Source organism: Streptomyces sp. NBC_01224, from assembly GCF_036002945.1.
GTDB lineage: Bacteria > Actinomycetota > Actinomycetes > Streptomycetales > Streptomycetaceae > Streptomyces.
Genome location: NZ_CP108529.1, coordinates 7,014,382 through 7,037,552 on the forward strand (window position 1 = coordinate 7,014,382; position 23,171 = coordinate 7,037,552).

The following is a 23,171-nucleotide window of genomic DNA, read 5'->3' on the forward strand; positions in this document are numbered from 1 at the left end:
TCGGAGGAGTCAGCCGGAAGCCGGATCCGCAGCCGGGAAGTTACTGGGGGAGGGGGCCCACATGCTCATCGACACCTACGATCGGGTCGCCACCGACCTGCGTGTCTCGCTGACCGACCGGTGCAATCTGCGGTGCACGTACTGCATGCCGGAAGAGGGCCTGCAGTGGCTGGCCAAGCCCGACCTGCTCAGTGACGACGAGATCGTCCGGCTGGTCCGCATCGCCGTCACCCGGCTCGGCATCACCGAGGTCCGCTTCACCGGCGGTGAGCCGCTGCTGCGTCCCGGGCTCGTCTCCATCGTCGAGCGATGCGCGGCCCTGAGCCCGCGCCCCAAGATGTCGATCACCACCAATGGCATCGGGCTGAAGCGCACAGCGGCCGCGCTCAAGGCCGCCGGTCTGGACCGGGTCAATGTCTCGCTGGACACCCTGCGCCCCGACGTCTTCAAGACGCTCACCCGCCGTGACCGCCACCCCGACGTGCTGGCCGGCCTGGAAGCCGCGCGCGACGCCGGTCTCACCCCGGTCAAGGTCAACAGCGTCCTGATGCCAGGACTCAACGACGACGAGGCCCCCGACCTGCTCGCCTGGGCCGTCGAGCACGACTACGAGCTCCGTTTCATCGAGCAGATGCCGCTCGACGCGCAGCACGGCTGGAAGCGCGACGGCATGATCACGGCAGGCGACATACTCCAGTCGCTACGCACCCGCTTCACCCTCACCGAGGAGGGCGACGGCGAGCGCGGCTCCGCCCCCGCCGAGCGCTGGCTCGTCGACGGCGGACCCCACCGTGTCGGTGTCATCGCCTCCGTCACCCGCCCCTTCTGCCGGGCCTGTGACCGGACCAGGCTCACCGCCGACGGCCAGGTGCGCACCTGTCTGTTCGCCCGCGAGGAGACCGATCTGCGCGGCGTCCTGCGCTCGGACGCGCCGGACGAGGAGATCGCCAGGATCTGGACGCTCGCGATGTGGGGAAAGAAGGCCGGATCCGGACTGGACGACCCGTCCTTCCTGCAGCCCGAGCGGCCGATGTCGGCGATCGGCGGCTGAGAGCCTGTCGGGTGACCCCGACCGGGCGGCCACGCCCTGGCACGCACGCTTCCCGCGTTGTCGTCAGTCACCAACTCCCCCATAGCTGAAGGCATGGGGGGACCCCCTTCGCGTCGACTCCCTCCTCCGCCTTGGAGTCGCACGCACCAGACCGCGTCCGCTATCCCATCGGAGGTCACCCGACAGGCTCTAAGGTCTGCCCGGCCCCAGGGGGTCTGCCCGGCCCCGGGCCCTAGCGTCCGTCCGTCCCCGAGCGGTCGGACTCCCACTCCGCCAGCGTCACGACATCCTTGAGGAAGCCCCGGACGCCCAGGAACGAGGAGAGATGCTCCCGGTGTTCCTCGCAGGCCAGCCAGGTCTTACGGCGCTCCGGGGTGTGCAGCTTCGGGTTGTTCCAGGCGAGCACCCATACGGCGTCGGCCCGGCAGCCCTTGGCGGAACAGATGGGTGCGGCGGCAGCTCTCTCGGCCGCGGATTCAGGGGAGTTCACGGACTCAACCCTAGGTCAGGGCCTGTGCCGACCCCACGGGCCGGGCCGCCCGACGCATCCCCTACCGGAGAATACCGGCGAAAAAAGCGACGCCGAGCAGCCACGGGGGGAGCTGCCCGGCGTCGGTCTGTCGCTCCGACGGGGGATGCGGAGCGCCTACGAAGTATGTCACGCAGACCCGGGTGCGGTGCACCGTAACTTCATGATTGAGCTGAGGTTTTCTCGAGCCTTGGGTGCGGTACGGCCCCAACTGTGCTTATGCCGATTCGATCATGCCGATTCCCCGCCGCGCCGGGCCCCGTCGGCCTCCGGACCGGACTGCTCGGATCCGGCCGCAGGAGCCGCGTCGAGCGCCGGACGCATCGGCGCCGGGACGAAGGTCGAAGGAAGCGAAGGGGTGTTCTCCCGGCCCGCATTGGCGATGACCACCGCCACGTACGGGAGCAGAACACCGAGTGCCAGCGCCACGATCGCGACATACCGCTCGACGTTCCACAACACGGCGGCCAGGATCACCGAAACCGTCCGTACGGACATCGAGATCACATAGCGCCGCTGCCTGCCGCGCACATCGTCCGCGAGCCCCTGCCGGGCTCCCGTGATCCGGAAGACCTCGACACCGCTCTGCTTCCGCATCACGTCTCCACCACCCTTCCCCCAGCACCTCGCAGGCCGGGGGAGACCTCATTCCCGCGCCGGGACGCTCCCCGGACCGGACCGTATCCACCGTACGCCCGGTGCGCGACGGCTTCGAGACCGGGGCGCGCCGCATTCGTGCCTATCGGCAGCCGTGCCGCACATACGGACGCGTCCGACATGCGGTGTACGGCCCACGGGCCGAGACTGGGCGCACATGCGCGACATCGCGTCGCACGAGGAGGCGACATGGGCTGGTTGTGGGCAATCATCGTGGGTCTGGTGCTCGGTCTGATCGCGAGGGCGATCCTGCCCGGCAAACAGAACATCCCCCTCTGGCTGACGACGATCTTCGGCATCATCGGCAGCGTCCTCGGCAATGCGGCCGCCACCTGGATCGGTGTCAACGACACCAGGGGCATCGACTGGACGCGCCACCTGTTCCAGCTGATCGGTGCCGTGGTCATCGTAGGTGTCGGCGACATGCTGTGGGCCTCGTTCCGCGGCACCAGACAGAAGGCCTGAGTCGACACGAGGCGTGAGCCGACAGACGGCCTGGGCCACTGGGCCACAACACACTGCGGCCGGGTACGCGTCACGCGTACCCGGCCGCAGTGCCTGCGTGTGCGGGATCAGCCGGTGACCTCGACGGCGGCGAGGTTCTTCTTGCCCCGGCGCAGCACCAGCCAGCGCCCGTGCAGCAGCTCCTCGCGGGCCGGTGCGCTCTCGCCGTCCGTGACCTTGACGTTGTTCACGTACGCACCGCCCTCCTTCACCGTGCGGCGGGCGCCCGACTTGCTCGGCGCCAGGCCGACCTCCACCAGGAGGTCCACCAGTGGGCCGAGCTCCGTGACCTGCGCGTGCGGCACCTCGGACAGTGCGGCGCTCAGCGTCGCCTCGTCCAGCTCGCCGAGCTCACCCTGGCCGAAGAGCGCCTTCGACGCCGCGATGACCGCAGCGCACTGGTCGGCGCCGTGCACCAGCGTCGTCAGCTCCTCGGCCAGCGCGCGCTGCGCCGTCCGGGCCTGCGGACGCTCCTCGGTGACCTTCTCCAGCTCCGCCAGCTCCGCGGGGCTGGAGAAGCTGAGGATGCGCATGTACCGGGAGATGTCCCGGTCGTCCACGTTCAGCCAGAACTGGTAGAACGCGTACGGCGTCGTCATCGCCGGGTCGAGCCAGACGGCCCCGCTCTCGGACTTGCCGAACTTGGTCCCGTCCGCCTTCGTCATCAGCGGGGTCGCCAGCGCGTGCACCTCGGCGCCCGGCTCCAGACGGTGGATCAGGTCGAGGCCCGCGGTGAGGTTGCCCCACTGGTCGCTGCCGCCCTGCTGGAGAGTGCAGCCGTAGCGCCGGTACAGCTCCAGGTAGTCCATGCTCTGGAGCAGCTGGTAGCTGAATTCCGTGTAGCTGATGCCCTCGTCGGACTCCAGCCGCCGGGCGATGGAGTCCTTGGTCAGCATCTTGTTGACGCGGAAGTGCTTGCCGATGTCCCGCAGGAACTCGATCGCGGACATGCCCGCGGTCCAGTCCAGGTTGTTGACCATGACCGCCGCGTTCTCGCCCTCGAAGGACAGGAACGGCTCGATCTGGGACCGCAGCCGCGACACCCAGTTGGCGACCGTCTCCGGGTCGTTCAGCGTGCGCTCGGCGGTCGGCCTCGGGTCACCGATCTGACCGGTGGCCCCGCCCACCAGGGCGAGCGGCCGCAGACCGGCCTGCTGGAGCCGGCGCATGGTGAGCACCTGCACCAGATGGCCGACGTGCAGACTCGCCGCGGTGGGGTCGTAGCCGCAATAGAACGTGACGGGACCGTCCGCGAGAGCCTTGCGCAGTGCGTCCTCATCAGTGGACTGGGCGAACAGCCCACGCCACTTCAGCTCGTCGACGATGTCCGTCACGGTTCCGTGTCTCCTCAGCTACGTGTCTCGAAAGGCAACAGTCAGTCTAGGCGGGTCACACGCCCAGGCTCACCGAGCTCATGTTGAAGTCCGGGATCCGCAGCGCGGGCATGGCGGCCCGGGTGAACCAGTCGCCCCACTCGCGCGGCAGCGTCTTCTCCGTACGGCCCGCTTCCGTGGCCCGCGACAGCAGATCCACCGGCGACTCGTTGAACCGGAAGTTGTTCACCTCGCCGACGACCTCGCCGCCCTCGACGAGATACACCCCGTCGCGGGTCAGCCCGGTCAGCAGGAGTGTCGCCGGATCGACCTCCCGGATGTACCACATGCAGGTCAGCAGCAGCCCGCGGCCGGTCGTCGCGGCCACCATCTCCTCCAGGGACTGCTCACCGCCGCCCTCCAGCATCAGGTTGTCGATCGCCGGCGCGACCGGCAGCCCGGTCAGCCCGGCCGTGTGCCGGGTGGTCGTCAGGTGCTCCAGCCTGCCGTCCCGGATCCAGTCGGTCGACGTCAGCGGCAGACCGTTGTCGAAGACGGAAGCCCCGTCCCCGGAGGCATGGGCGATCACGAACGGCGCCGACTCCAGGCCCGGAGCGTGCGGGTCGCTGCGCAGCGACAGCGGCAGCTCGGACAGGGTCTCGCCGATCCTCGTCCCGCCGCCCGGCTTGGAGAACACCGTCCGGCCCTCCGCGGCGTCCCGTGCCGTCGACGACCACAGCTGGTAGATCAGCAGATCGGCCACGGCGGTCGGCGGCAGCAGCGTCTCGTACCGCCCGGCGGGCAGCTCGGTACGGCGTTCCGCCCAGCGCAGCCGCTGCGCCAGCTCCGCGTCGAGCTCGGCCGGATCGACATCCTTGAAGTCGCGCGTGGAGCGGCCCGCCCAGGTCGAACGGGTCCGGTCGGGGGACTTGGCGTTGAGTTCCAGCGTCCCGTTCGGCTGGTCGTGGCGCAGCCGCAGCCCCGTCGACGTACCGAGGTACGTCGAGGTCAGCTGGTGGTGGGCGAAGCCGTACAGCTCACGGCCACCGGAGCGGGCACGGGCGAAGGCGTCGCCGAGCGCCGGGGCGAACTCCGCGAAGACGTCCGAGCCCGTCTCGGCCGGCGCGTCCGTGAAATCGGGCGACGAGGGCACCCCGCCGACCAGCGGCTGCGCGTCCTCCGCCGGACCGGCCCCGCGCGCGGCGGCCTCGGCGGCCCGCACCAGCGGTTCCAGGTCGTCGGCGGTGACGGCGGACCGCGACACCACCCCGGACGCGGTGCCCTGCGCACCGTCGACCGTCGCGATGACGGTCAGGGTCCGCCCCCGCGTCACCCCGTTCGTGGTGAGCGCGTTGCCGGCCCAGCGCAGATTCGCGGACGACTCCTCGTCGGCGATGACGACACAGCCGTCGGCGGTGGACAGTTCGAGCGCCCGCTCGACGATCTCGTGCGGCTTGCTGACGCGACTCATCGTCCGGCCTCCTGCGTCGTATTGAGGATGTTCACGCCCCGGAAGAGGGCGGAGGGGCAGCCGTGCGAGACGGCCGCGACCTGGCCCGGCTGGGCCTTGCCGCAGTTGAAGGCGCCGCCCAGGACGTACGTCTGCGGGCCGCCGACCTTCTCCATCGAGCCCCAGAAGTCCGTCGTCGTCGCCTGGTATGCGACATCGCGCAGCTGACCGGCCAGCCTGCCGTTCTCGATCCGGAAGAACCGCTGCCCGGTAAATTGAAAGTTGTACCTCTGCATGTCGATCGACCAGGACCGGTCGCCGACCACATAGATCCCGCGCTCCACCCCGCCGATCAGATCCTCCGTGGACAGCCCGCCCGGATCCGGCCGCAGCGACACGTTCGCCATCCGCTGCACGGGGACATGGCCCGGCGAGTCGGCGTACGCACACCCGTTGGACCGGCCCAGACCCGTCAGCTTCGCGATCCGCCGGTCGAGCTGGTACCCGACCAGCGTCCCGTCCTTGATCAGGTCCCAGGACTGCGCCTCCACACCCTCGTCGTCGTACCCGATGGTCGCGAGCCCGTGCTCGGCGGTGCGGTCGCCCGTCACATTCATCACGGGGGAGCCGTACGCCAGCTTCCCCAACTGGTCGAAGGTGGCGAACGAGGTACCGGCGTAGGCCGCCTCGTACCCCAGCGCCCGGTCCAGCTCGGTGGCGTGGCCGATCGACTCATGGATGGTCAGCCAGAGATTCGACGGGTCGACGACCAGGTCGTACGTCCCCGCCTCGACGCTCGGCGCCCGCATCTTCTCGGCCAGCAGCCCGGGAATCCGCTCCAGCTCGTCGTCCCAGTCCCAGCCGGTCCCGGTGAGGTACTCCCAGCCGCGGCCCACCGGCGGGGCGATCGTCCGCATCGAGTCGAACTCACCGGTGGTCCCGTCCACGGCGACCGCGGTGAACTGCGGATGCAGCCGCACCCGCTGCTGGGTGGTGACGGTGCCCGCCGTGTCCGCGTAGAACTTGTTCTCGTGGACGGTCATCAGCGAGGCGTCCACATGCGCGACGCCCTCGGCGCCCAGGAGCCGGCTGCTCCACTCGGCGAGCAGCCCCGCCTTCTCCTCGTCCGGTACGTCGAAGGGGTCGATGTCGTACGCCGAGACCCAGGTCCGCTCACCGTGCACCGGCTCGTCCGCCAGCTCGACCTTCTCATCGGAGCCGGCCGCCGCGATCACCTTCGCCGACAGCTTCGCCATGGCGACGGCCTGCGAGGCCACCTTCGCCGCGGCGTCCATCGTCAGATCCACGCCGGACGCGAACCCCCACGCCCCACCGTGCACCACGCGCACCGCGTACCCGAGATCGGTGGTGTCCGAGGTCCCGGCGGGCCGGGCGTCCCGCAACCGCCAGGACGCGCTGCGCACCCGCTCGAACCGGAAGTCGGCATGCACGGCCCCCAGCGCACGCGCGCGGGCGAGCGCCGCGTCGGCGAGCGCCCGCAGGGGCAGGGCCAGGAACGACTGATCTACCTCGTGGGCCACGAAGGGCTCCCCTCCTTTGACGGTCCTGGCAGTGAATCATGGAGGAGACGCCGGCGGGCGGCTACTGGGTTGCGGGCCGTGAGTGTGCTGCACGGCAGTAGGCTGATCGCTGCGGATGGCCGGGGGGCCAGCAGCGGTACGGGCAGGGCCGACGCAGTACAGCAGGCAGCGGGGAGCGGGCGCGACAATGGATGTTTTCGGGGTTCACCAGAGGCTGATCAGTGACTACGACGCCTTCACCAGCTCGTTGGTCGGTGTGAGGGATCGCGAAATCCAGCAGCACCTCGACGAGGAGCGGGAACGTAAGGCCCGCTGGCCGGACCCCCGAATCTCGCTCAATCCGAATTTCCGCAGCGGGGGCACCGTTGCGGAACTCGTGGACGAAGGCATTCTGCACCGCGGGTGCCGCGACTACTTCCGGTCGAAGGAGAATGAGAACGACCCCGGCTCCCGGACGCTCACCCTCCACCGTCACCAGCGGGAGGCCATCGAAGCGGCCGCTTCTGGCGATTCGTACGTCCTGACCACAGGAACCGGGTCGGGGAAAAGCCTCGCCTACATCGTTCCTGTCGTGGACGCGGTGCTGCGCCACCCCAATCCGGACGGCATCTCCGCCATCGTCGTCTATCCCATGAACGCGCTCGCCAACAGTCAGCAGCACGAGCTGGCGCGCTATCTGCAGTGGGGTGTCCCGGAAGCGGACCGAAAGGTGACGTTCGCGCGATACACCGGGCAGGAGTCCCTGGAGAAGAAGACCGCTGTCCTGCGGTCGAAGCCGGACATCCTGCTGACCAACTACGTCATGCTGGAGTACTTGCTCACCCGCCCCCGTGAGCGCGAAGCGCTGATCGGTGCCGCCCAGGGCCTGCGTTTCCTCGCCCTTGACGAGTTGCACACCTATCGCGGCAGACAGGGCGCGGACGTCGCCCTGCTGGTACGCAGGCTGCGGGACGCCTGCGCCGCTCCCCACCTCCAGTGCATCGGCACGTCCGCCACGATGGCCAGCGCCGCGACGTTCGCCGATGCCCAGTCGAAGGTCGCAGACGTCGCCACCAGCCTCTTTGGGGCCACTGTCCGTCCGGAACGGGTGATCGGCGAGACACTCGAACGCGCAACGGACCCAGGCCCTTCCCACACGGCATCCAGGGACGCACGGCTTCGGACACTGGGCACGGCGGTACGCCGCGCTGCGGAGGAACCCCACGCGCTGTCGCGCGATTACATGGTTTTGCGGACGAACCCGCTCGCGGTATGGGTGGAGGACTCGTTCGGCCTGGTCGAGGACGAGAAGGCCGGGGGCCGGCTGGTTCGTAGGACACCTGTGACCGTGCCGTTCGCAGGTCAGGCCCTGGCGAAGGCGAGCGGGGAGCCGGAGGACGTATGCCGCGATGCCATCGAAGCGGTACTCCGGGCGGGGGCCGAGGCACGGCACCCGCAGCACCGGCGCCCATTGTTCGCCTTCCGGCTTCATCAGTTCCTGTCCAAGGGCGACACGGTCTACACCAGTTTCGAACCGGCGGGGCAGCGCCACCTGACCAGCCAGTACCAGGTCAGCGTGCCCGAACACCGGGACAAGCCACTGATCCCCCTGGCGTTTTGCCGCGACTGCGGGCACGAATACCTGGTGGTAACCCGTGAGGAGGGCGCTGCCGGGCTCCGCCTCACCGCACGCCGTGACCCGGAGGCCCCGGCCGAGGACGGCGACGGCTATCTCTACGTCAGTGAGGAGCACCCCTGGCCGGACGACGCCGGGCAACGGCTGGTCCGCCTGCCCGACAGTTGGGTCGAGACCTCGGACGAGGGCGTCCGCACGGTCGTACAGGCCCGGACCGGGGATGTGCCGCGTGAGGTCCGCGTCGCTTCAGACGGCACGCTCGACCCGGTAGGGGGTGAGGGACTGCGCGCCTGGTGGATCGGGGCCCCGTTCCGTTTCTGTCTGCGCTGCCGTGTCAGTCATGAGCAACTGCGCGCCCGCGACTTCGTCAAGCTGGCAACTTTCGCTGCAGAGGGCCGGAGCTCGGCTGTTTCCCTGATCAGCGCCAGCGTGGTGCGGTCGCTGCGCGGTCAGAAGGAGATCGATGAGCGGGCCCGCAAGCTCCTCACCTTCGTCGACAACCGGCAGGACGCCAGCCTCCAGGCAGGGCACTTCAACGACTTTGCCCAGGTCACTCAGATCCGTGGCGCGCTCTACCGGGCCCTGGCGGCCGCAGGGCCAGAAGGGCTCCGCCACGATGTGCTGCCGAAGGCGATCGAGGAAGCACTCGCCCTCCCCATGGAGGCATTCGCCCGCCACCCGGGCGCGAAATACAGCCAGCGAGAGTTCGCGCGGTCCGCGCTGCGTACGGTCCTCGCCTACCGGGCCAACGCCGACCTGGAGCGCGGCTGGCGCATCACCATGCCCAACCTCACCCAGACCGGGCTGCTGCGCTTCGACTACACCGACCTGACGGAGATCGCCGCCGACGAGGAATGCTGGCAGCACACGCATCCTGCCCTGGCCGCAGACTCGCCGGAGCACCGCGCCCACCTTGCGCGCGTCCTGCTGGACGAACTCCGCCGGTCGCTCGCCGTGGACGATCCACTGCTCACGCAGGAAGGCTTCGATCAGCTTCAGCGCCAATCCGAGGGGCACCTCCTGGGCGTGTGGGCACTGCCTCCCAAGGAACCCCGTGTCCCCTCTCGCGTCGCCTTCCCCGGAAGCGGTCCCAAGGGCGCCCCGTCCGGCGAGGCCATCTACCTCAGCGGCCTGGGGGCATACGGGCGCTTTCTACGTCGGCCCGGCCAGTTCGCGGCAATTCAGGGCCTGGCAGGCACACGTATGGCGGTCGCGGACGCCGACGCGGTGATTCGCAGCCTGTTGGAGGTGCTGGAGACGCAGGGGCTTGTCGCCGTCGTCCGGGAGGAGCGCGACGGTTCACGCGGACACCAAGTCAGGTCGGCCGCGTTGCGCTGGCTTCCCGGGGACGGGATCACCCCTGAGCCGGACCCTCTGCGCAAGGTGAGCGACTCCGGCGCGGAGCCTCGCGTCAACACCTACTTCCGCGATCTCTACCGTGACACCGCGGCCGAGCTGGTCGGCCTGGAAGCCAGGGAGCACACCGCTCAGGTCCCCTCGGACGTGCGGGAGAAACGGGAGGAAGCATTCCGGGAGGGCGAGCTGAGCCTCCTGTACTGCTCGCCGACCATGGAGCTCGGTGTCGACATTGCCACTCTGAACGCGGTCGCCATGCGCAACGCACCGCCCACCCCTGCCAACTACGCCCAGCGCTCCGGCCGGGCCGGACGCTCCGGGCAGCCCGCACTGGTCACCACGTACTGCTCGACGGGAAGTGCCCACGATCAGTACTACTTCCGTCGCCCTGAACTGATGGTGGCCGGCAGCGTTACGCCGCCGCGCCTTGACCTCGCCAATGAGGAGCTCCTGCGCTCGCACGTGCACGCCATCTGGCTGGCTGAGACCGGCGCCTCGCTGGAGTCCCGCATGACCGACGTCCTGGACGCGGAGACGCGCGACCCCGCAGGCGGCGTGGTGCCGTTGCCGCTCAGCGAAGCGATGCGCGCCCAGCTCGACAGCGAGGCGGCCCGCCGCCGGGCCGTCGCCCGGGCGGAGGAGGTTCTGCGACCCCTGCTGGCCGATCTGGAGAAGCGCGCCGGCTGGTGGTACGACGGCTGGATCGAGGACGTCGTACGCTCGGCCCTGCGCCGCTTCGACGACGACTGCGAGCGTTGGCGTCGCCTCTACCGTTCCGCCCTTGTCGAACGCGAGGAGCAGCACCGCATCGCCGGAGACCTCTCCGTCGACCCGAAGTCACGACGTCGCGCGCAGGCCCGCCGTGCCGAAGCCGAGAGCCAGCTGAAGCTGCTGCGTAACGAGGACAGCGAGGAGTCCTTCAGCGACTTCTACACCTACCGCTACTTCGCCTCGGAAGGCTTTCTCCCCGGCTACTCCTTCCCGCGACTGCCCCTGGCTGCCTACATCCCAGGCCAGCGGGGCGAGAGCCGGTACGGCCAGAAGAATGGGGCGTACATTCAGCGCCCGCGCTTCATCGCCGTCTCCGAGTTCGGGCCCGGAGCGCTCATCTACCACGAGGGCCAGCGGTACGCCGTCGATCGCGTCCAGGTCCCCACCGGTGCCGTCCCTGGGCAGGTGGCCACCAGCGACGTCCGGATCTGCGGAAGCTGCGGCACCTGGTACGACCGCTCCGAAGGCGCCGACCAGTGCGACGACTGCCATGTCCCACTCACCTTGACGCTGAGCCGGACGATGGTGCTGACCACGGTCCAGGCCTCGCCGGTGCGGCGTATCTCCTCAGACGAGGAGGAACGTCTCAAATCCGGCTTCGAATTGCTGACCGGCTACCAGTTCTCCCAGGTGGGCGGTCGGCTGGACGCTGTGGCCGCCGACCCGCACGGCCCGGTCCTCAGCGTCAGCTATGGCGACACCGCTCGTGTCCGCGTCTTCAACATCGGCCGTCGTAAGCGCAAGCACCCTGGGGACCGAGGCTTCTGGCTCGACCCCGTGCAGGGCAGATGGCTGAGCGCCAAGAAGGCGGCGGAGACGCAGGAAGCGTCCCCCGAAGACGAGGCGCTGGGCGCCTTCGCATCCGCGGACCGTGCGCTCCAGGTCATCCCGTACGTCGAGGACCGCAAGAACATCGCTGTGCTGCGGCTCGCCGAGCCCGTCGGCGACGAAACCGTTGCCATCACGCTCAGGTATGCCCTCGAGCGCGGTATAGAAGCCCGCTACCAGCTCGAGGACTCCGAGCTCGACAGCCAGGACCTTCCCGACGAGGACTCGCGCGGCCGCATGCTCTTCGTCGAGGGCGCGGAAGGCGGCGCAGGCGTCCTGCGGCTGCTCCACGACGATCCGGGCTCCCTCGCCGAGGTGGCCAGGGCCGCACTGAAGATCATTCACGTGGACCCGGACACCGGCCGCGACCTGGACCGGGCGGAGGGGGCGCCCGAGCGGTGCGAGCTCGGCTGCTACGACTGCCTCCTCTCGTACAGCAACCAGCGTTTCCACACCCGCATCGACCGGCACGCAGCCGTCCCGCTGCTGATGCGGCTGGCAGCTGCCACCGCCAGCGGCGAGCGGCAGACCACCCCCGCCGCACAGCGGGCTCAGGCACTGGCCAAGGCGACACAGAGCGCTCGGGGGCCGGTGGCCGACTTCGTGGAGTGGCTCGGCGAATCGGGTCACCGGCTGCCCGACGAGACGCACCCGGAGCAGACCGGTGCCCCCGTCCACCCCGACATCGTCTACCGTCTGCCCGGCGCCGATGTCGCGGTGTACCTGGATACGGCAGCCGGCCGTCACCTGGACAAACCGGCCGAGTACCGGCTGATCGACGACGGCTGGCTCGTGATCCGGGCCGGCGCCGACACCAAGGAGTGGGAAAGCACCGTGCGCGCACATCCGGATGTATTCGGCCCCGGACGGAGCATCCGATGACGACCGTCCCCCGCGCCCCCGGCGACCTCGTGTCGGCCCGTGGACGTGACTGGGTGATTCTGCCCGGTGCCTCCGACGACCTGGTCATCGCGCAGCCTTTGGATGGAGACCGCGAGTTCATCACCGCGCTCTTCCCACACGAGATCGAGGACCCCGGCTTCGGCTGGCCGAGCGCGGTGAACGGCGAGATCGGCGACTTCGCCTCGGCCGGGCTTCTGCGGACGGCCCTGAGGGTCGCCGCAACGCACGGTGCCGGGCCGTTCCGCAGCCTTGCATCCATCGCCGTCCAGCCGCGCCAGTACCAGCTGGTCCCGCTGATGATGGCCCTGCGGATGGACACCGTACGGCTCCTCATCGGCGACGACGTCGGCATCGGCAAGACCATCGAGGCCGCCCTCATCGCCAAGGAACTCATCGAGCAGGGGTCGGCACGCGGCATGGCCGTGCTGTGCTCGCCCTCCCTCGCCGAACAGTGGCAGTCCGAGCTCCGGGAGAAGTTCGGCATGGAGGCGGAGCTCGTCCTGCCCTCCACCGCTGCCCGCCTGCAAAAGGGAGTGGAGCCCGGCCAGACGCTCTTCGATCGTTACCCCTGCACGATCGTTTCCACCGACTTCATCAAGCAGCCCGACCGCCGTGAGGCGTTCCGCCGCACCTGCCCGGACCTCCTGATCGTCGACGAGGCACACACCTGCGTCGGAGCGGGCACGGGACACCAGCAACGCTACGAGCTGCTGCGCACACTTGCCGAGGACAAGAGTCGCCACCTCGTTCTCGTCACCGCCACCCCGCACAGCGGCGACGCCCACGCCTTCGCCAAGCTCACCAGCCTGCTCGACCCCGGTCTCCAGGCACTGGACCCGACGCTCCCCGCGCACCGCGACCGGCTCGCCCGCCACTTCGTGCAGCGCCGCCGCCGGGACATCCGGCGCTACCTCGACGAGGACACCCCCTTCCCGCGCGACCGCAAGCTGCGCCCCGCCCCGTACCAGCTGGGAACGGAATACGCCCAGTTCGTCACCGATGTCCTCGCCTTCGCCCGCGAGCAGGTCCGCCGCCCCGACGGGGCTCTCCGTCAACGCCTCACCTGGTGGTCCGTCCTCGCCCTGCTGCGCTGTGTGCTCTCCTCGCCCGCTGCGGCGGCCGAGACGCTCAAGGTGCGCGCGGCCGTAGGTGCTGCCCGCACCCCCGAGGAGGCCGAAAGCATTGGGCGCCGGGCCGTCCTGGAACTCACCGACGACGAAGCGAGTGAAGGCCTCGACGCGGTCCCCGGTTCCGTTCTCGACGACGATGCCGGCTCACGTGCGGGCAGCCGCAAGCTGAGCGAGTTCGCCGCGCGCGCCGCCCTGCTGGCCGGCCCGGAGCACGACACCAAACTGGCCTTCCTCATCGACGCGGTGAAGGGCCTCCTCGTCGACGGCTACGACCCGATCGTCTTCTGCCGCTACATCCCCACCGCCGAGTACGTCGCCGAGCACCTGGCCGAAGCGCTGGGCCGCAGTGCCCACGTCGAGGCCATCACCGGCAAACTCCACCCTGACGCCCGCCAGGCCCGCATTGACGAGCTCACCGCCAAGCGCGGCCGGCACGTCCTCGTCGCCACCGACTGCCTCTCCGAAGGCGTCAACCTTCAGGAGCACTTCGGTGCCGTCGTCCACTACGACCTGTCCTGGAACCCGACCCGCCACGAACAGCGCGAGGGCCGCGTCGACCGTTTCGGCCAGTCCCGTGAGAACGTCCGCGCCATCACCCTGTACGACACCGACACCGGCATCGACGGCCTCGTGCTGGACGTGCTCATCCGCAAGCACCGGGACATCGCCGAACAGGTGGGCGTCGTCGTCCCTGTCCCGGACGGCGGCGCCGGAGTGCTTCAGGCACTCTCCAAGGCCCTCCTGCTCAGAGGCCGTGAGGGTGAGCGCGACGGACAGCTCACGCTCGACTTCGACACGAACGAGCTCTTCGGCCACGCGCGCCGACAACTGGAGACGGAGTGGGAGAGCGCGGCCGACCGCGAGTCCAAGGTGCTGACGAAATTCGCCCACAGCGGTCTGCGTCCCGACGAGGTCCAAGCCGAGCTGGACGCCCTGCGCCAAGCACTCGGTGACCCCGCCGACATCGCCGACTTCACCCGGGAGTCCCTGAAAGCCCTGGGCTCGGCGGTACGCCCCGACACACGCTCGACCGGGTTCACAGCTCCGGCCGGGGCGCTGCCCCGCGGGCTGCGTCATGCTCTCGGTATCTACGAGGATTCCGACCAGGCCCTCGGCCCCGGCGCCGCCAAGGCCCCGGCCCGCACCCCGGCCAAGGGCAAGGCCCGCAAGCCGGCAGTGGACAACCTCGTCTTCCACCAGGACCTCCCGGTGCCCGCCGGCGAGCATGCCCTCTTCCGTACGGACCCCGCCGTCCGGGCCGTTGCCCGTTACGTCCTTGACTCGGCCCTCGACAAGGAACTGAGCGACAACGACCGCCCTGCCCGCAGGCTCGGTGTCATCCGCACCCCGGACGTGGCCCACCGCACTGTGCTGCTCCTGGTCCGCTACCGCTTCCGCCTGACTCTTCCCCGCCCCGGCCGTACCACCGAGAAGCCGAATGAGCTGGTGGCCGAGGACGCCCAGCTCCTGGCCTGGCGCAACGACCCCGAGGGCGGGCGCGTCTGGCTCAGCGACGAGAAGACCGCCCAACTGCTCCTCGCCGCCCCGGACCGCAACACCAACCTGTCCATGCGCGGACAGCAGATCGAGCGAGCCCTGGACGAACTGGCCGAGGTGCAGGACCACCTCAGAGCCCACGGCGACCAGGTCGCCCGCCGTCTCGAAGCCGCCCACCAGCGCGTGCGTGAGGCGGCCGGCGAGCGGGGCCGGGCGCGCGGCGCGGCAGCGGCCCGCCGTATCACCGCCGTCCCCGCGGGCGAACCCGACCTGCTCGGTGTGTATGTGTACGTCAAGCGTCCCGGAGGATCCAGGTGACCACTCTCGCCCCCGACCACCTCCCGGCGAGCACAGCCGTCCGCATAGAGGGGGCACTGCTCTCCGCCGACCTCATCAACAAGATCCGCTTCGCCGACCGGGAGCTTCCCGGTGCCGCACCCGCCGACTACGGCCTGCCGCGCGGCGTACGGGTCGAGGACGCTGCCAGCCGCAAGTGGGAGTACCTCAAGGCCACCTACGCGACCTTCCTGGAGCAGCTCGCCGAATCCGGCGATCACACCGCGCCGGCCAAGGTCACCCACCAGGAATGGCTCGGCGTCCTCCTCGACGAACTCGGCTATGGGGGTCGCACCGCCGTGCCGGCACGGCAGGGCATCCGCGTGCCGGGGCGGCCCGATCCGTACCGGGTGAGCCACCAGTGGCAGCAGCACCTGCCCATCCACCTCCTGGGCTGGAACACCCCCCTCGACCGGGGTATCGGCAGCGACCGTGCACCGCAGTCGATGGTCCAGGAACTCCTCAACGTCTCCGACGAGCACCTGTGGGCACTGCTCTCCAACGGCAGCGTCCTGCGCGTCCTGCGCGATTCCACCGCGTTGGTCGGCTCCGCGTACGTCGAGTTCAACCTTGAAGCGATCTTCGGCGGCGACCAGTTCGCCGACTTCCTGCTGCTCTACGCGATGCTCCACTCGTCCCGCTTCGAGCTCGTCGCGAAACCGGAGAAGAAGCGACGCGGCGCGGCAGCGGTCGTGGACGCTGAGGCCGACGAGGACGAGGCCGCCGAGGACGACACCGAGACCGACGAGGCCCCCCTCGACGAAGCCGCCGCCTTCACCCCTGCCGACTGCCGCATCGAATGGTGGCGTGCCTACGCCATCGAGACCGGCATCCGCGCCCGCGACCGCCTGCGCAACCAGGTCAAGCAGGCCCTCAGCATCCTGGGCTCCGGCTTCCTCCAGGCGAACCCGGAGTTTGGCAAGGCGCTCACCCGGGGCGGCAAGGCCGCACTGGACGACTTCCACCACGAGCTCCTCAGGCTGGCCTACCAGCTGATCTTCCTCTTCGTCGCCGAGGACCGCGACGCCTTGCTGCTGCGGCCCGAGGCGAATGCCTCTCGCAAGGAGGTCGAGGCGGTGGAGCGAGCCCGCGTCCACTACGCCCGCTACTTCTCCACCGCCCGGCTCCGCCGCATCGCCTCGCGACGCAAGGGCGACCACAACGGCGACCTGTGGGAGGGCCTGCGCATCGTCCTAGACGCCCTCGGCCAGGACGAGGGTCTGCGAGCCCTCGCCCTGCCCGAACTCGGCGGCCTGTACTTCCGCGCGGCCACGGACGCGGCCCACGACGCGCTGCTTCCCGGCAGTCCCGAACCTCTGCGCGAGGCGAAGCTCCCCAACGAGAACCTGCTCGACGCGGTCAGGCTCCTCTCCCGCGTACGGGACAAGCAGGGCCGCCCGAGCCGGGTGGACTACCGCCACCTGGGCGCCGACGAGCTCGGCAGCGTCTACGAATCCCTGCTGGAGCTGATCCCGCGCCACGACGTCCAGAAAGGGGAGTTCTGGCTCCAGGACCTGGTGGCTGGCAACAAGCGCAAGACGACCGGGTCGTACTACACACCGTCCGTGCTCATCGAGAAGCTCCTCGACAATGCCCTGGACCCGGTCATCGAACGCCACGCGGCGTCAGGAATCCCCGACGACCTGCTGAGGATCCGTTTCGTGGACCCCAGCTGTGGTTCCGGCCACATGCTGGTGGCGGCGGCCCGGCGGATCGCTTTGCGCTATGCCCAGATGTACGACAAGGAGCGCGAGCCCGCACCGGAGAAGGTGCGCGAGGCGATGGGCAAAGTCGTACGGTCCTGCGTCCACGGCGTCGACATCAACCCGCTCGCCGCCGAAATCGCCAAGGTGTCGCTGTGGCTGGAATCCCTGAATCCGGGCGAGCCGCTGGCCTTCCTGGACGACCGGATCAAGGTCGGTAACGCGCTGCTGGGCACGACTCCTCGGCTGCTGGAGGCAGGCGTGCCCGAGGAGGCCTTCAAGAAGCTGGAGGGCGACGAAGCCAAGGCGGTGACCGAGGCCCGTGACCGCAACCGCAAGGAACGCAAGGGCATCGAGGTCTGGATCCAGAGCCAGCTGGGCGAGCCGGCGGTCCGTACGAGCACGGCAAAGGTTCGGGTGGCCGCCGAGGAGGCAGCCGCGAAGCCGACTGGCAGAGGGCTCGCCGCGATCCGTGAGCTGGCCCGGCGGCACAAGGAGTTCGAGGCCAACCCGGAGCTGGAGCGCCTCAAGCGCGTGGCCGACGCCTGGTGCGCGGCGTTCATCTGGCCCAAGCGGAAGGACGCACCGGCCGCCATCACGACGTCGACCCTGAAGCGGCTGGAGCAGGGCGAACCCTTGGAAGGGCTCCCGGAGCCCTTGCCTCCGATGGGTGAAGACCCCGTGCCGGAGTCGAACGAGGACCGCGAGTGGCGCGAGGGCGCGGGGGAGCGTGAGCTGCGCGAGGTGGTGGCCCGTAACCGGTTCTTCCACTGGCACCTGGAGTTCCCGCGCGTGTTCCGGGTCGAGGACACGGACGCGGCGGACGCGAACGCGGAGACGGGGTGGCAGGGCGGCTTCGACGCGGTGTTGGGGAATCCGCCGTGGGAGCGGGTGAAGATCCAGAAGAAGGAGTGGTTTGCCGCACAGAACCCGTACGTCGCGGACGCCGAGACAGCGAGCGAGCGGGAGCGCCGCATCGGCGCGCTGCTCAAGTCGGTGGACGAGCACGGCAACCCGATCGAGGGCGACCGGAAGCTGCACCGGGACTATCTGATTGCTCAGCGCGAGTCCAAGGGCACGACGAACATGCTCCGGGACTCGGGGATCTTCCCGCTGACGGGCAAGGGCGACGTCAACACATACGCGGTCTTCGCGGAGAAGTCCCGGATGCTGGTGGGGCCGGAGGGGATGGTCGGGCTGGTCCTGCCGACCGGGATCGCGACGGACAAGACGACGTCGGCGTTCTTCTCGGACCTGGTGGAGCGGCGGCAGCTGGGCACGGTGCTGGACCTTGAGAACGAGGAGAAGCTGTTCGCGGACGTCCACAACCAGTACCGCTTCTGCCTGTTCATCTTCGGCGGTGTGGCCGGCGCATTCGAGCACGTCCGCCTTGCGTTCCGGGCGCGTCGGCCGGATCAGCTGGATGCGCGGGAGTTCACACTGGACGCGGAGGGGTTCCGGCGGATCAACCCGAATACCCGGACGGCACCGGTGTGCGAGAGCCCGGAGCACCTGGAAGTGCTGGAGGAAGTACATCGCCGGGTGCCAGTCCTTTGGGACAGGACCGGAAGGGTTGGCGGTGCCAACCCTTGGAAGCTGAAATTGCAGGTTATGTTCCACATGTCAGGCGACTCTGATCTTTTCCTTGGTGCAGAGGCATTGGTAGATGCTGAGTGGAAACAGGTGGGAACGGTCTTTGCTAAGGGACCCGAACGGTACCTACCCCTGTACGAGGGAAAGTTCGCCCACCACTACGACGCGCGATTCGCCACCTATGCGAACGCCACTCAGGCTCAGATCAATAAGGGAACGTTGCCTCGGCTGGACACTGATTCGCACCAGGATCCGGCCGCACTCCCGCTTCCCCGGCACTGGGTGAACGAAGCTGAGGTCGATGCACGGCTCGCAGAGGACCTGGCGAACCAGCGGAAGGAGTGGTCGCACGATTGGCTGCTTGGCTGGCGCGATGTGTGCCGAGCTTCGGATGAGCGGACGGTCATCGCGTCTGCTCTGCCGAGGATTGCGGTGGGGCACACAGAGCCGCTTTTCATGCCCACAGATCTGGCTGCGCCGCTTGACGGCTTCCTTGCGAATCTGTCGTCCTTCGTCCTGGACTTTGCGGCCCGGCAGAAGATTCAAGGCGCGCACCTCACGTACACGTACTTGGAGCAGCTGCCGGTCCTTGCCCCTGACGAGTACGCGAAGCCTGTCAGCTGGCTTGGCGGCCAGTCGCCCGAGTCCTGGATTCGCGCCCGCGTTCTCGAACTGACCTACACCTCATACGAGATGGCCCCCTGGGCCAGCTACCTCGGCGAGGAACGCGCCCCCTTCGTTTGGGACGAAGAGCGCCGCTTCCTCATGCGCGCCGAGTTGGACGCAGCGTACTTCCACCTCTACGGCATCGAGCGCAAGGAACTCGACCTCGTCCTGGACAGCTTCCGTGCCTTCCGCAACAAGAAGCCGGAGCTCTTTCAGCGCACCAAGGACGAGATCATCCGCATCTACGAGGCCATGGCGGTCGGCCCGTACATCACGCCCTTCACCCCGCTCCCGGGCCAGGGTCCTCGGCACAACCCCGGCGCCAGTCCTCTCACCCGCGTGGCCCCGCCCACCCCGCCGGTCCGGCCCGTTCCTGCGAAGAAGAGGAGCAAGCCGGTCACCGACAACCAGTTGGGCGGTGCTCTGTTCGGCCTGGAGGAAGTGGAGGGAGTCGACATACAGCTCGACTTCTTCGGACGCGAGGAGTAGCCAGGCCCGTCCCGCACACAGCAACGGCCGCCCGCCCGGATACCCCGGCCGGGCGGCCGTTCGCGTACCGCGGCCGTCAGAACTCGTTCGCGATCACGCCCGCCCGGAAGGCGGCCCACTCCGTGTCCGTGAAGCACAGGGGCGCGCGATCAGGGTTCTTCGAGTCGCGTACGGCCCTGGCACCTCCTGGCAGCTCTGCGATTTCGACGCAGTCGTGCTCTGCGCCGCTCGCGGACGACTTGCGCCATATGGAGCCAGAGAGGTCATGGGTGTACAGGTCTGCCTTGGGGCGGTTCACTTCCGGAGGCCTTCTTCCATCTCGGCGATGCGCACGAGCGAGTCCTCCACTGACAGGGCAGTGGCTTGAATGTGCTGGAACGCCAGTGCGTAAGGGGCTATGTCCTCGCCTTCAACGTATGCCGCCCCGCTCAGATTCTCCAGAACGACGACCTCCGGCAACGGCTGGGCGAAGGTTGCCAGACTGAAGCCACCCAGCAGCCCCGGATGGGCAGTTGGGGCCATCGGCATGAGCTGAACCGTCACATTGGGCATCTCCGACGCATCCAGAAGTCGGCGCAACTGCTCCCGCATCGTGGTAGGCCGGGCGGCGAAACGCTGATGGAGTGCTGCCTCATGGATGATCGTCCACAGCTCCATCGGAGGGCTCGGCCTGGTCAGTACCGATTGCCTGGCCATCCGGACTTCGGCCAGCGCAGCCACTTCCTCCGGGCTCCGAGTTGTGGTGATTCCCGAGATGGTCTCCCGTGCGTAGGACGGCGTCTGGAGTAGCCCCGGGATGAGAAGTGGTGACCAGCTGCAGATCTTCTCGGCATCGGATTCGAGAGAGATGAAGTCGGCATACGAGGGCGAGAGGATTCCAGCGTAGGTCTGCCACCAGCCGCGCTTCCCGGCATCCCTGGACAGACTGTCCAGAGCGGCACGAGCTTCGGGATCGGTGATGCTGTAGACGTCGAGCAGGGAATGAAGGTCGTTGGGGCGAATCCCCAAAGTCGCGTTCTCGATCTTCGACAGCTTCGGTCCCTTCCAGCCCATGGATGCAGCGGCTTCGTCGAGAGTCAGACCGGCTTGGTTGCGCATCCTGCGAAGGGTCGCACCAAGGCGGCGGCGACGGACGGTAGGAACCAGAGGAGCATTGGGCATGGCGGAAGTCTGTACCCGTTGGGAAGTGTTCAGCCGCAATCGCGGGGCACATAACTCGATCGGGTGGAAAGCTTGCACTTGACTATGGAAAGTGTGCATCCCGGTGGGATCGTCGGCGCGGCGAGATGCTGAACGCATTGCGTCGCCGTGAAGGCGCAAAGGAGCGCCCCTGTCCGGAGGTTCATGTGCAACTCAAGCCCCGCCCCACCGCCGCCCTCGGCCACTACCTCACCCCCACCCCCGCCGGATTTTCCCTCCACATGTCCGCCTCCCCGCGCAATCTCCGCGCGGTCAGAGGCCTCACCGAGGCGACGCTCCTCGGTTCGGGCGTCGCTCCCGATCTCGTCGACTCCGCCCAACTCGTTCTCTCCGAGCTGTACGGCAACGCCGTTCATGCCTGCGGCGAGTTCGTCCCCCTGGTTGCCGAGGTCGAGTCGACGCACGCCGGCGTCTGGGTCCGGCTCCACGACCCCGACCGGATGTGCCTCCCGCACCGCTCGGGAGTTCAACTCGACGACCCTGAGGCTGAATCCGGCCGAGGGCTGCCGCTCATGGACTACTTCGCGCCCGGCTGGGACGTCACGCTGACGCCCGTCGGCAAGCAGATCTGCTGCCTGCTCCGGCATGGTGGCGCTTGACGGCACACGCCTCCAACTAACACACAGCTGTGCGATTTGACCGCGTGTCAGTCTCACGGGGTAGTCTCCCGATCACGCCGGGTTGACCGTCAACTTCTGCGACGGCGTTGTTTGTTGGGGAGATGGTGGATGGTCGGGTCAGGATTGTCACCGGCAGATCACCAGCAGAAAGAGATCCGAGTAGCTCTCAAGCGGCTTGTCACTGAAGGCTGGACGCTGCGCAAGGAGGCCCACTGGGGCCGCCTGTACTGCCCCTGCGCTGGGCGTGGCTGCACCACCATTACCGTGCCCGGCACAGCGGCCAACCCGGGGCGCGCGGCGCGCTGGATCGTGCAGCGTGCGAGTCGCTGCCCGCTCCCCGAGAGCGACCCGCGCCGTACCCCCGGAGGGGGTGCTGTCGTTTGACAAGCGATTCCCTGTTGTCGTTTGACAACGCATGGGGGCTGGGTAAGTCTGCCTCGCAGGGGTGGCGCGCCCTGGCGCGAAAGCTTGGACGGGCACGGACAAAGAGGGTTGAGGGCGAAATGGAGTACGAGTTTCTCTTTGTCGTGGATGGTGTCGGCGTGGACGACGATGTTGCGGTCGGCGTCATCTTCGACGAGTTCGACGGGCTACTCACCCAACACCGGGACAAGTACCTGCTCGATCTTGCCGAGTCCGGAGACAGCGCCGTGGACGCCGCTCACCGCCTGGTCGTCCGGCTGAGGAAAGAGCTGCCCCAGCTGAGGCTGCTGCGGCTGGACCCGGATCTGGTCGGTGTGCCGGACATCGCCGAACGCACGGGCCGCACCCGGCAGAACGTCCTCCAGTGGGTCAACGGCGAGCGGCGCACGGAAGCAGGCGCGTTCCCGGATCCGGAAGGCACGGTCGGGCGCTCGCTCGTCTGGCGCTGGGCCGAGATCAATGCCTGGCTGGCGGGCATCGGAGGACAGGTGGGCGATATGGGGGCGACCCGGGAGGACGCCCTGCACATCGACTTCATGCTGCCCCGCTGGCAACAGGCGCTGGCCGAGGGCCTGCCGATCGTGCGGTTCGTGCACGCACGGGACGACGATCGCTCCGACGACCGTGCCGATGTGGCGCGGCTACTGGACGGCACACTTTCCGCCCCGGGGTGGCTGGAATCGATCTCCGCGTTTCCCCGGGCCGTGCGGCAACGGCTGACCGTGGTCTGCGCCGTGCTGCCCGACCGGCTGAGCGATGTGGTCGCGCGGATCCGCCAGGACGAGAGCTGGGTGATGCTCGCCTTTCAGGGCAAGCGGAGCGAACTGCGGCTCATGCCGGTTGCCGCGCGAGATGTACCGGGGGCGCGGCCCGTTTCGGAACTGGGCCTGGGCGACGACGCCACCGTCGGCGATCTGCTGCTGGTCACCGTGAACGGTGCCGTACAGCCGACCACTCCCGTCGCTCTCGGCTGAACACCGTAGAACGCCCTTGTGG

At 68.8% G+C, this 23,171-nt stretch carries 14 protein-coding genes; 7 read left to right on the forward strand and 7 right to left on the reverse strand.

Annotation, left to right across the window (positions count from 1 at the left end):
* Positions 1 to 61 precede the first annotated feature (61 nt).
* On the forward strand, positions 62 to 1,051 hold the full coding sequence (gene moaA / locus OG609_RS31605; RefSeq protein WP_327275956.1) for a GTP 3',8-cyclase MoaA: 990 nt from the start codon (positions 62 to 64) through the stop codon (positions 1,049 to 1,051).
* 232 nt (positions 1,052 to 1,283) lie between these two features.
* Here the strand turns inward: moaA and OG609_RS31610 are convergent, their stop codons facing one another.
* Entirely contained in the window at positions 1,284 to 1,541 is a 258-nt protein-coding gene (locus OG609_RS31610) for a hypothetical protein (protein WP_327275957.1), read from the reverse strand.
* A 270-nt stretch (positions 1,542 to 1,811) separates the two neighbouring features.
* A complete protein-coding gene (locus tag OG609_RS31615; RefSeq protein WP_327275958.1) occupies positions 1,812 to 2,177 on the reverse strand; it encodes a DUF3099 domain-containing protein in 366 nt (121 codons plus the stop codon).
* Positions 2,178 to 2,426: 249 nt separating this feature from the next.
* Here OG609_RS31615 and OG609_RS31620 point away from each other — a divergent pair, with 249 nt between their 5' ends.
* Entirely contained in the window at positions 2,427 to 2,702 is a 276-nt protein-coding gene (locus OG609_RS31620; RefSeq protein WP_327275959.1) for a GlsB/YeaQ/YmgE family stress response membrane protein, read from the forward strand.
* A 107-nt stretch (positions 2,703 to 2,809) separates the two neighbouring features.
* Here OG609_RS31620 and tyrS read toward each other — a convergent pair whose 3' ends face one another.
* The 3 genes from tyrS to OG609_RS31635 are packed head-to-tail and all read right to left on the reverse strand — an operon-like array spanning position 2,810 to position 7,045.
* Positions 2,810 to 4,075 carry a tyrosine--tRNA ligase gene (tyrS, locus tag OG609_RS31625; RefSeq protein ID WP_327275960.1) on the reverse strand — a complete coding sequence of 422 codons (1,266 nt, stop codon included), beginning with the start codon at positions 4,073 to 4,075 and terminating at the stop codon, positions 2,810 to 2,812.
* A gap of 55 nt (positions 4,076 to 4,130) precedes the next feature.
* Positions 4,131 to 5,525: a metallopeptidase TldD-related protein gene (locus OG609_RS31630; protein ID WP_327275961.1), complete on the reverse strand. Its 1,395-nt coding sequence runs from the start codon at positions 5,523 to 5,525 to the stop codon at positions 4,131 to 4,133.
* On the reverse strand, positions 5,522 to 7,045 hold the full coding sequence (locus OG609_RS31635; RefSeq protein WP_327275962.1) for a TldD/PmbA family protein: 1,524 nt from the start codon (positions 7,043 to 7,045) through the stop codon (positions 5,522 to 5,524). The genes OG609_RS31630 and OG609_RS31635 overlap by 4 nt, the downstream gene beginning before the upstream one ends.
* Before the next feature lie 187 nt (positions 7,046 to 7,232).
* On the opposite strand from OG609_RS31635, the gene OG609_RS31640 reads away from it, so the two are divergent.
* The 3 genes from OG609_RS31640 to OG609_RS31650 are packed head-to-tail and all read left to right on the forward strand — an operon-like array spanning position 7,233 to position 19,932.
* Positions 7,233 to 12,497 carry a DEAD/DEAH box helicase gene (locus tag OG609_RS31640; protein WP_327275963.1) on the forward strand — a complete coding sequence of 1,755 codons (5,265 nt, stop codon included), beginning with the start codon at positions 7,233 to 7,235 and terminating at the stop codon, positions 12,495 to 12,497.
* Entirely contained in the window at positions 12,494 to 15,463 is a 2,970-nt protein-coding gene (locus tag OG609_RS31645; RefSeq protein WP_327275964.1) for a helicase-related protein, read from the forward strand. Before OG609_RS31640 ends, OG609_RS31645 begins: the two co-directional genes overlap by 4 nt.
* Entirely contained in the window at positions 15,460 to 19,932 is a 4,473-nt protein-coding gene (locus OG609_RS31650; RefSeq protein WP_327275965.1) for an Eco57I restriction-modification methylase domain-containing protein, read from the forward strand. Before OG609_RS31645 ends, OG609_RS31650 begins: the two co-directional genes overlap by 4 nt.
* Before the next feature lie 76 nt (positions 19,933 to 20,008).
* On the opposite strand, the gene OG609_RS31655 is transcribed toward OG609_RS31650, so the two are convergent.
* Together OG609_RS31655 and OG609_RS31660 are read right to left on the reverse strand one after the other, a co-directional pair.
* A complete protein-coding gene (locus tag OG609_RS31655; RefSeq protein ID WP_327275966.1) occupies positions 20,009 to 20,230 on the reverse strand; it encodes a DUF397 domain-containing protein in 222 nt (73 codons plus the stop codon).
* Complete coding sequence (locus OG609_RS31660; protein ID WP_327275967.1) at positions 20,227 to 21,093, reverse strand: helix-turn-helix domain-containing protein; 867 nt, start codon at positions 21,091 to 21,093, stop codon at positions 20,227 to 20,229. Before OG609_RS31660 ends, OG609_RS31655 begins: the two co-directional genes overlap by 4 nt.
* 185 nt (positions 21,094 to 21,278) lie before the next feature.
* On the opposite strand from OG609_RS31660, the gene OG609_RS31665 reads away from it, so the two are divergent.
* Both OG609_RS31665 and OG609_RS31670 read left to right on the forward strand, forming a co-directional pair.
* Positions 21,279 to 21,731, forward strand: coding sequence for an ATP-binding protein (locus OG609_RS31665; RefSeq protein WP_327275968.1), 453 nt, complete (start codon positions 21,279 to 21,281; stop codon positions 21,729 to 21,731).
* A 563-nt stretch (positions 21,732 to 22,294) separates the two neighbouring features.
* The gene (locus OG609_RS31670) at positions 22,295 to 23,149 is read left to right on the forward strand and encodes a helix-turn-helix transcriptional regulator (RefSeq protein WP_327275969.1); all 855 of its coding nucleotides are present in this window, start codon (positions 22,295 to 22,297) and stop codon (positions 23,147 to 23,149) included.
* Positions 23,150 to 23,171 lie beyond the last annotated feature (22 nt).

Bases quoted from the DNA above. Each gene is read 5' to 3' on its own strand.
- OG609_RS31620 (WP_327275959.1), top strand. From the start codon at position 2,427: ATGGGCTGGTTGTGGGCAATCATCGTGGGTCTGGTGCTCGGTCTGATC.
- OG609_RS31640 (WP_327275963.1), top strand. From the start codon at position 7,233: ATGGATGTTTTCGGGGTTCACCAGAGGCTGATCAGTGACTACGACGCC.
- OG609_RS31645 (WP_327275964.1), top strand. From the start codon at position 12,494: ATGACGACCGTCCCCCGCGCCCCCGGCGACCTCGTGTCGGCCCGTGGA.
- OG609_RS31660 (WP_327275967.1), bottom strand. From the start codon at position 21,093: ATGCCCAATGCTCCTCTGGTTCCTACCGTCCGTCGCCGCCGCCTTGGT.
- moaA (WP_327275956.1), top strand. From the start codon at position 62: ATGCTCATCGACACCTACGATCGGGTCGCCACCGACCTGCGTGTCTCG.
- OG609_RS31615 (WP_327275958.1), bottom strand. From the start codon at position 2,177: ATGCGGAAGCAGAGCGGTGTCGAGGTCTTCCGGATCACGGGAGCCCGG.
- OG609_RS31630 (WP_327275961.1), bottom strand. From the start codon at position 5,525: ATGAGTCGCGTCAGCAAGCCGCACGAGATCGTCGAGCGGGCGCTCGAA.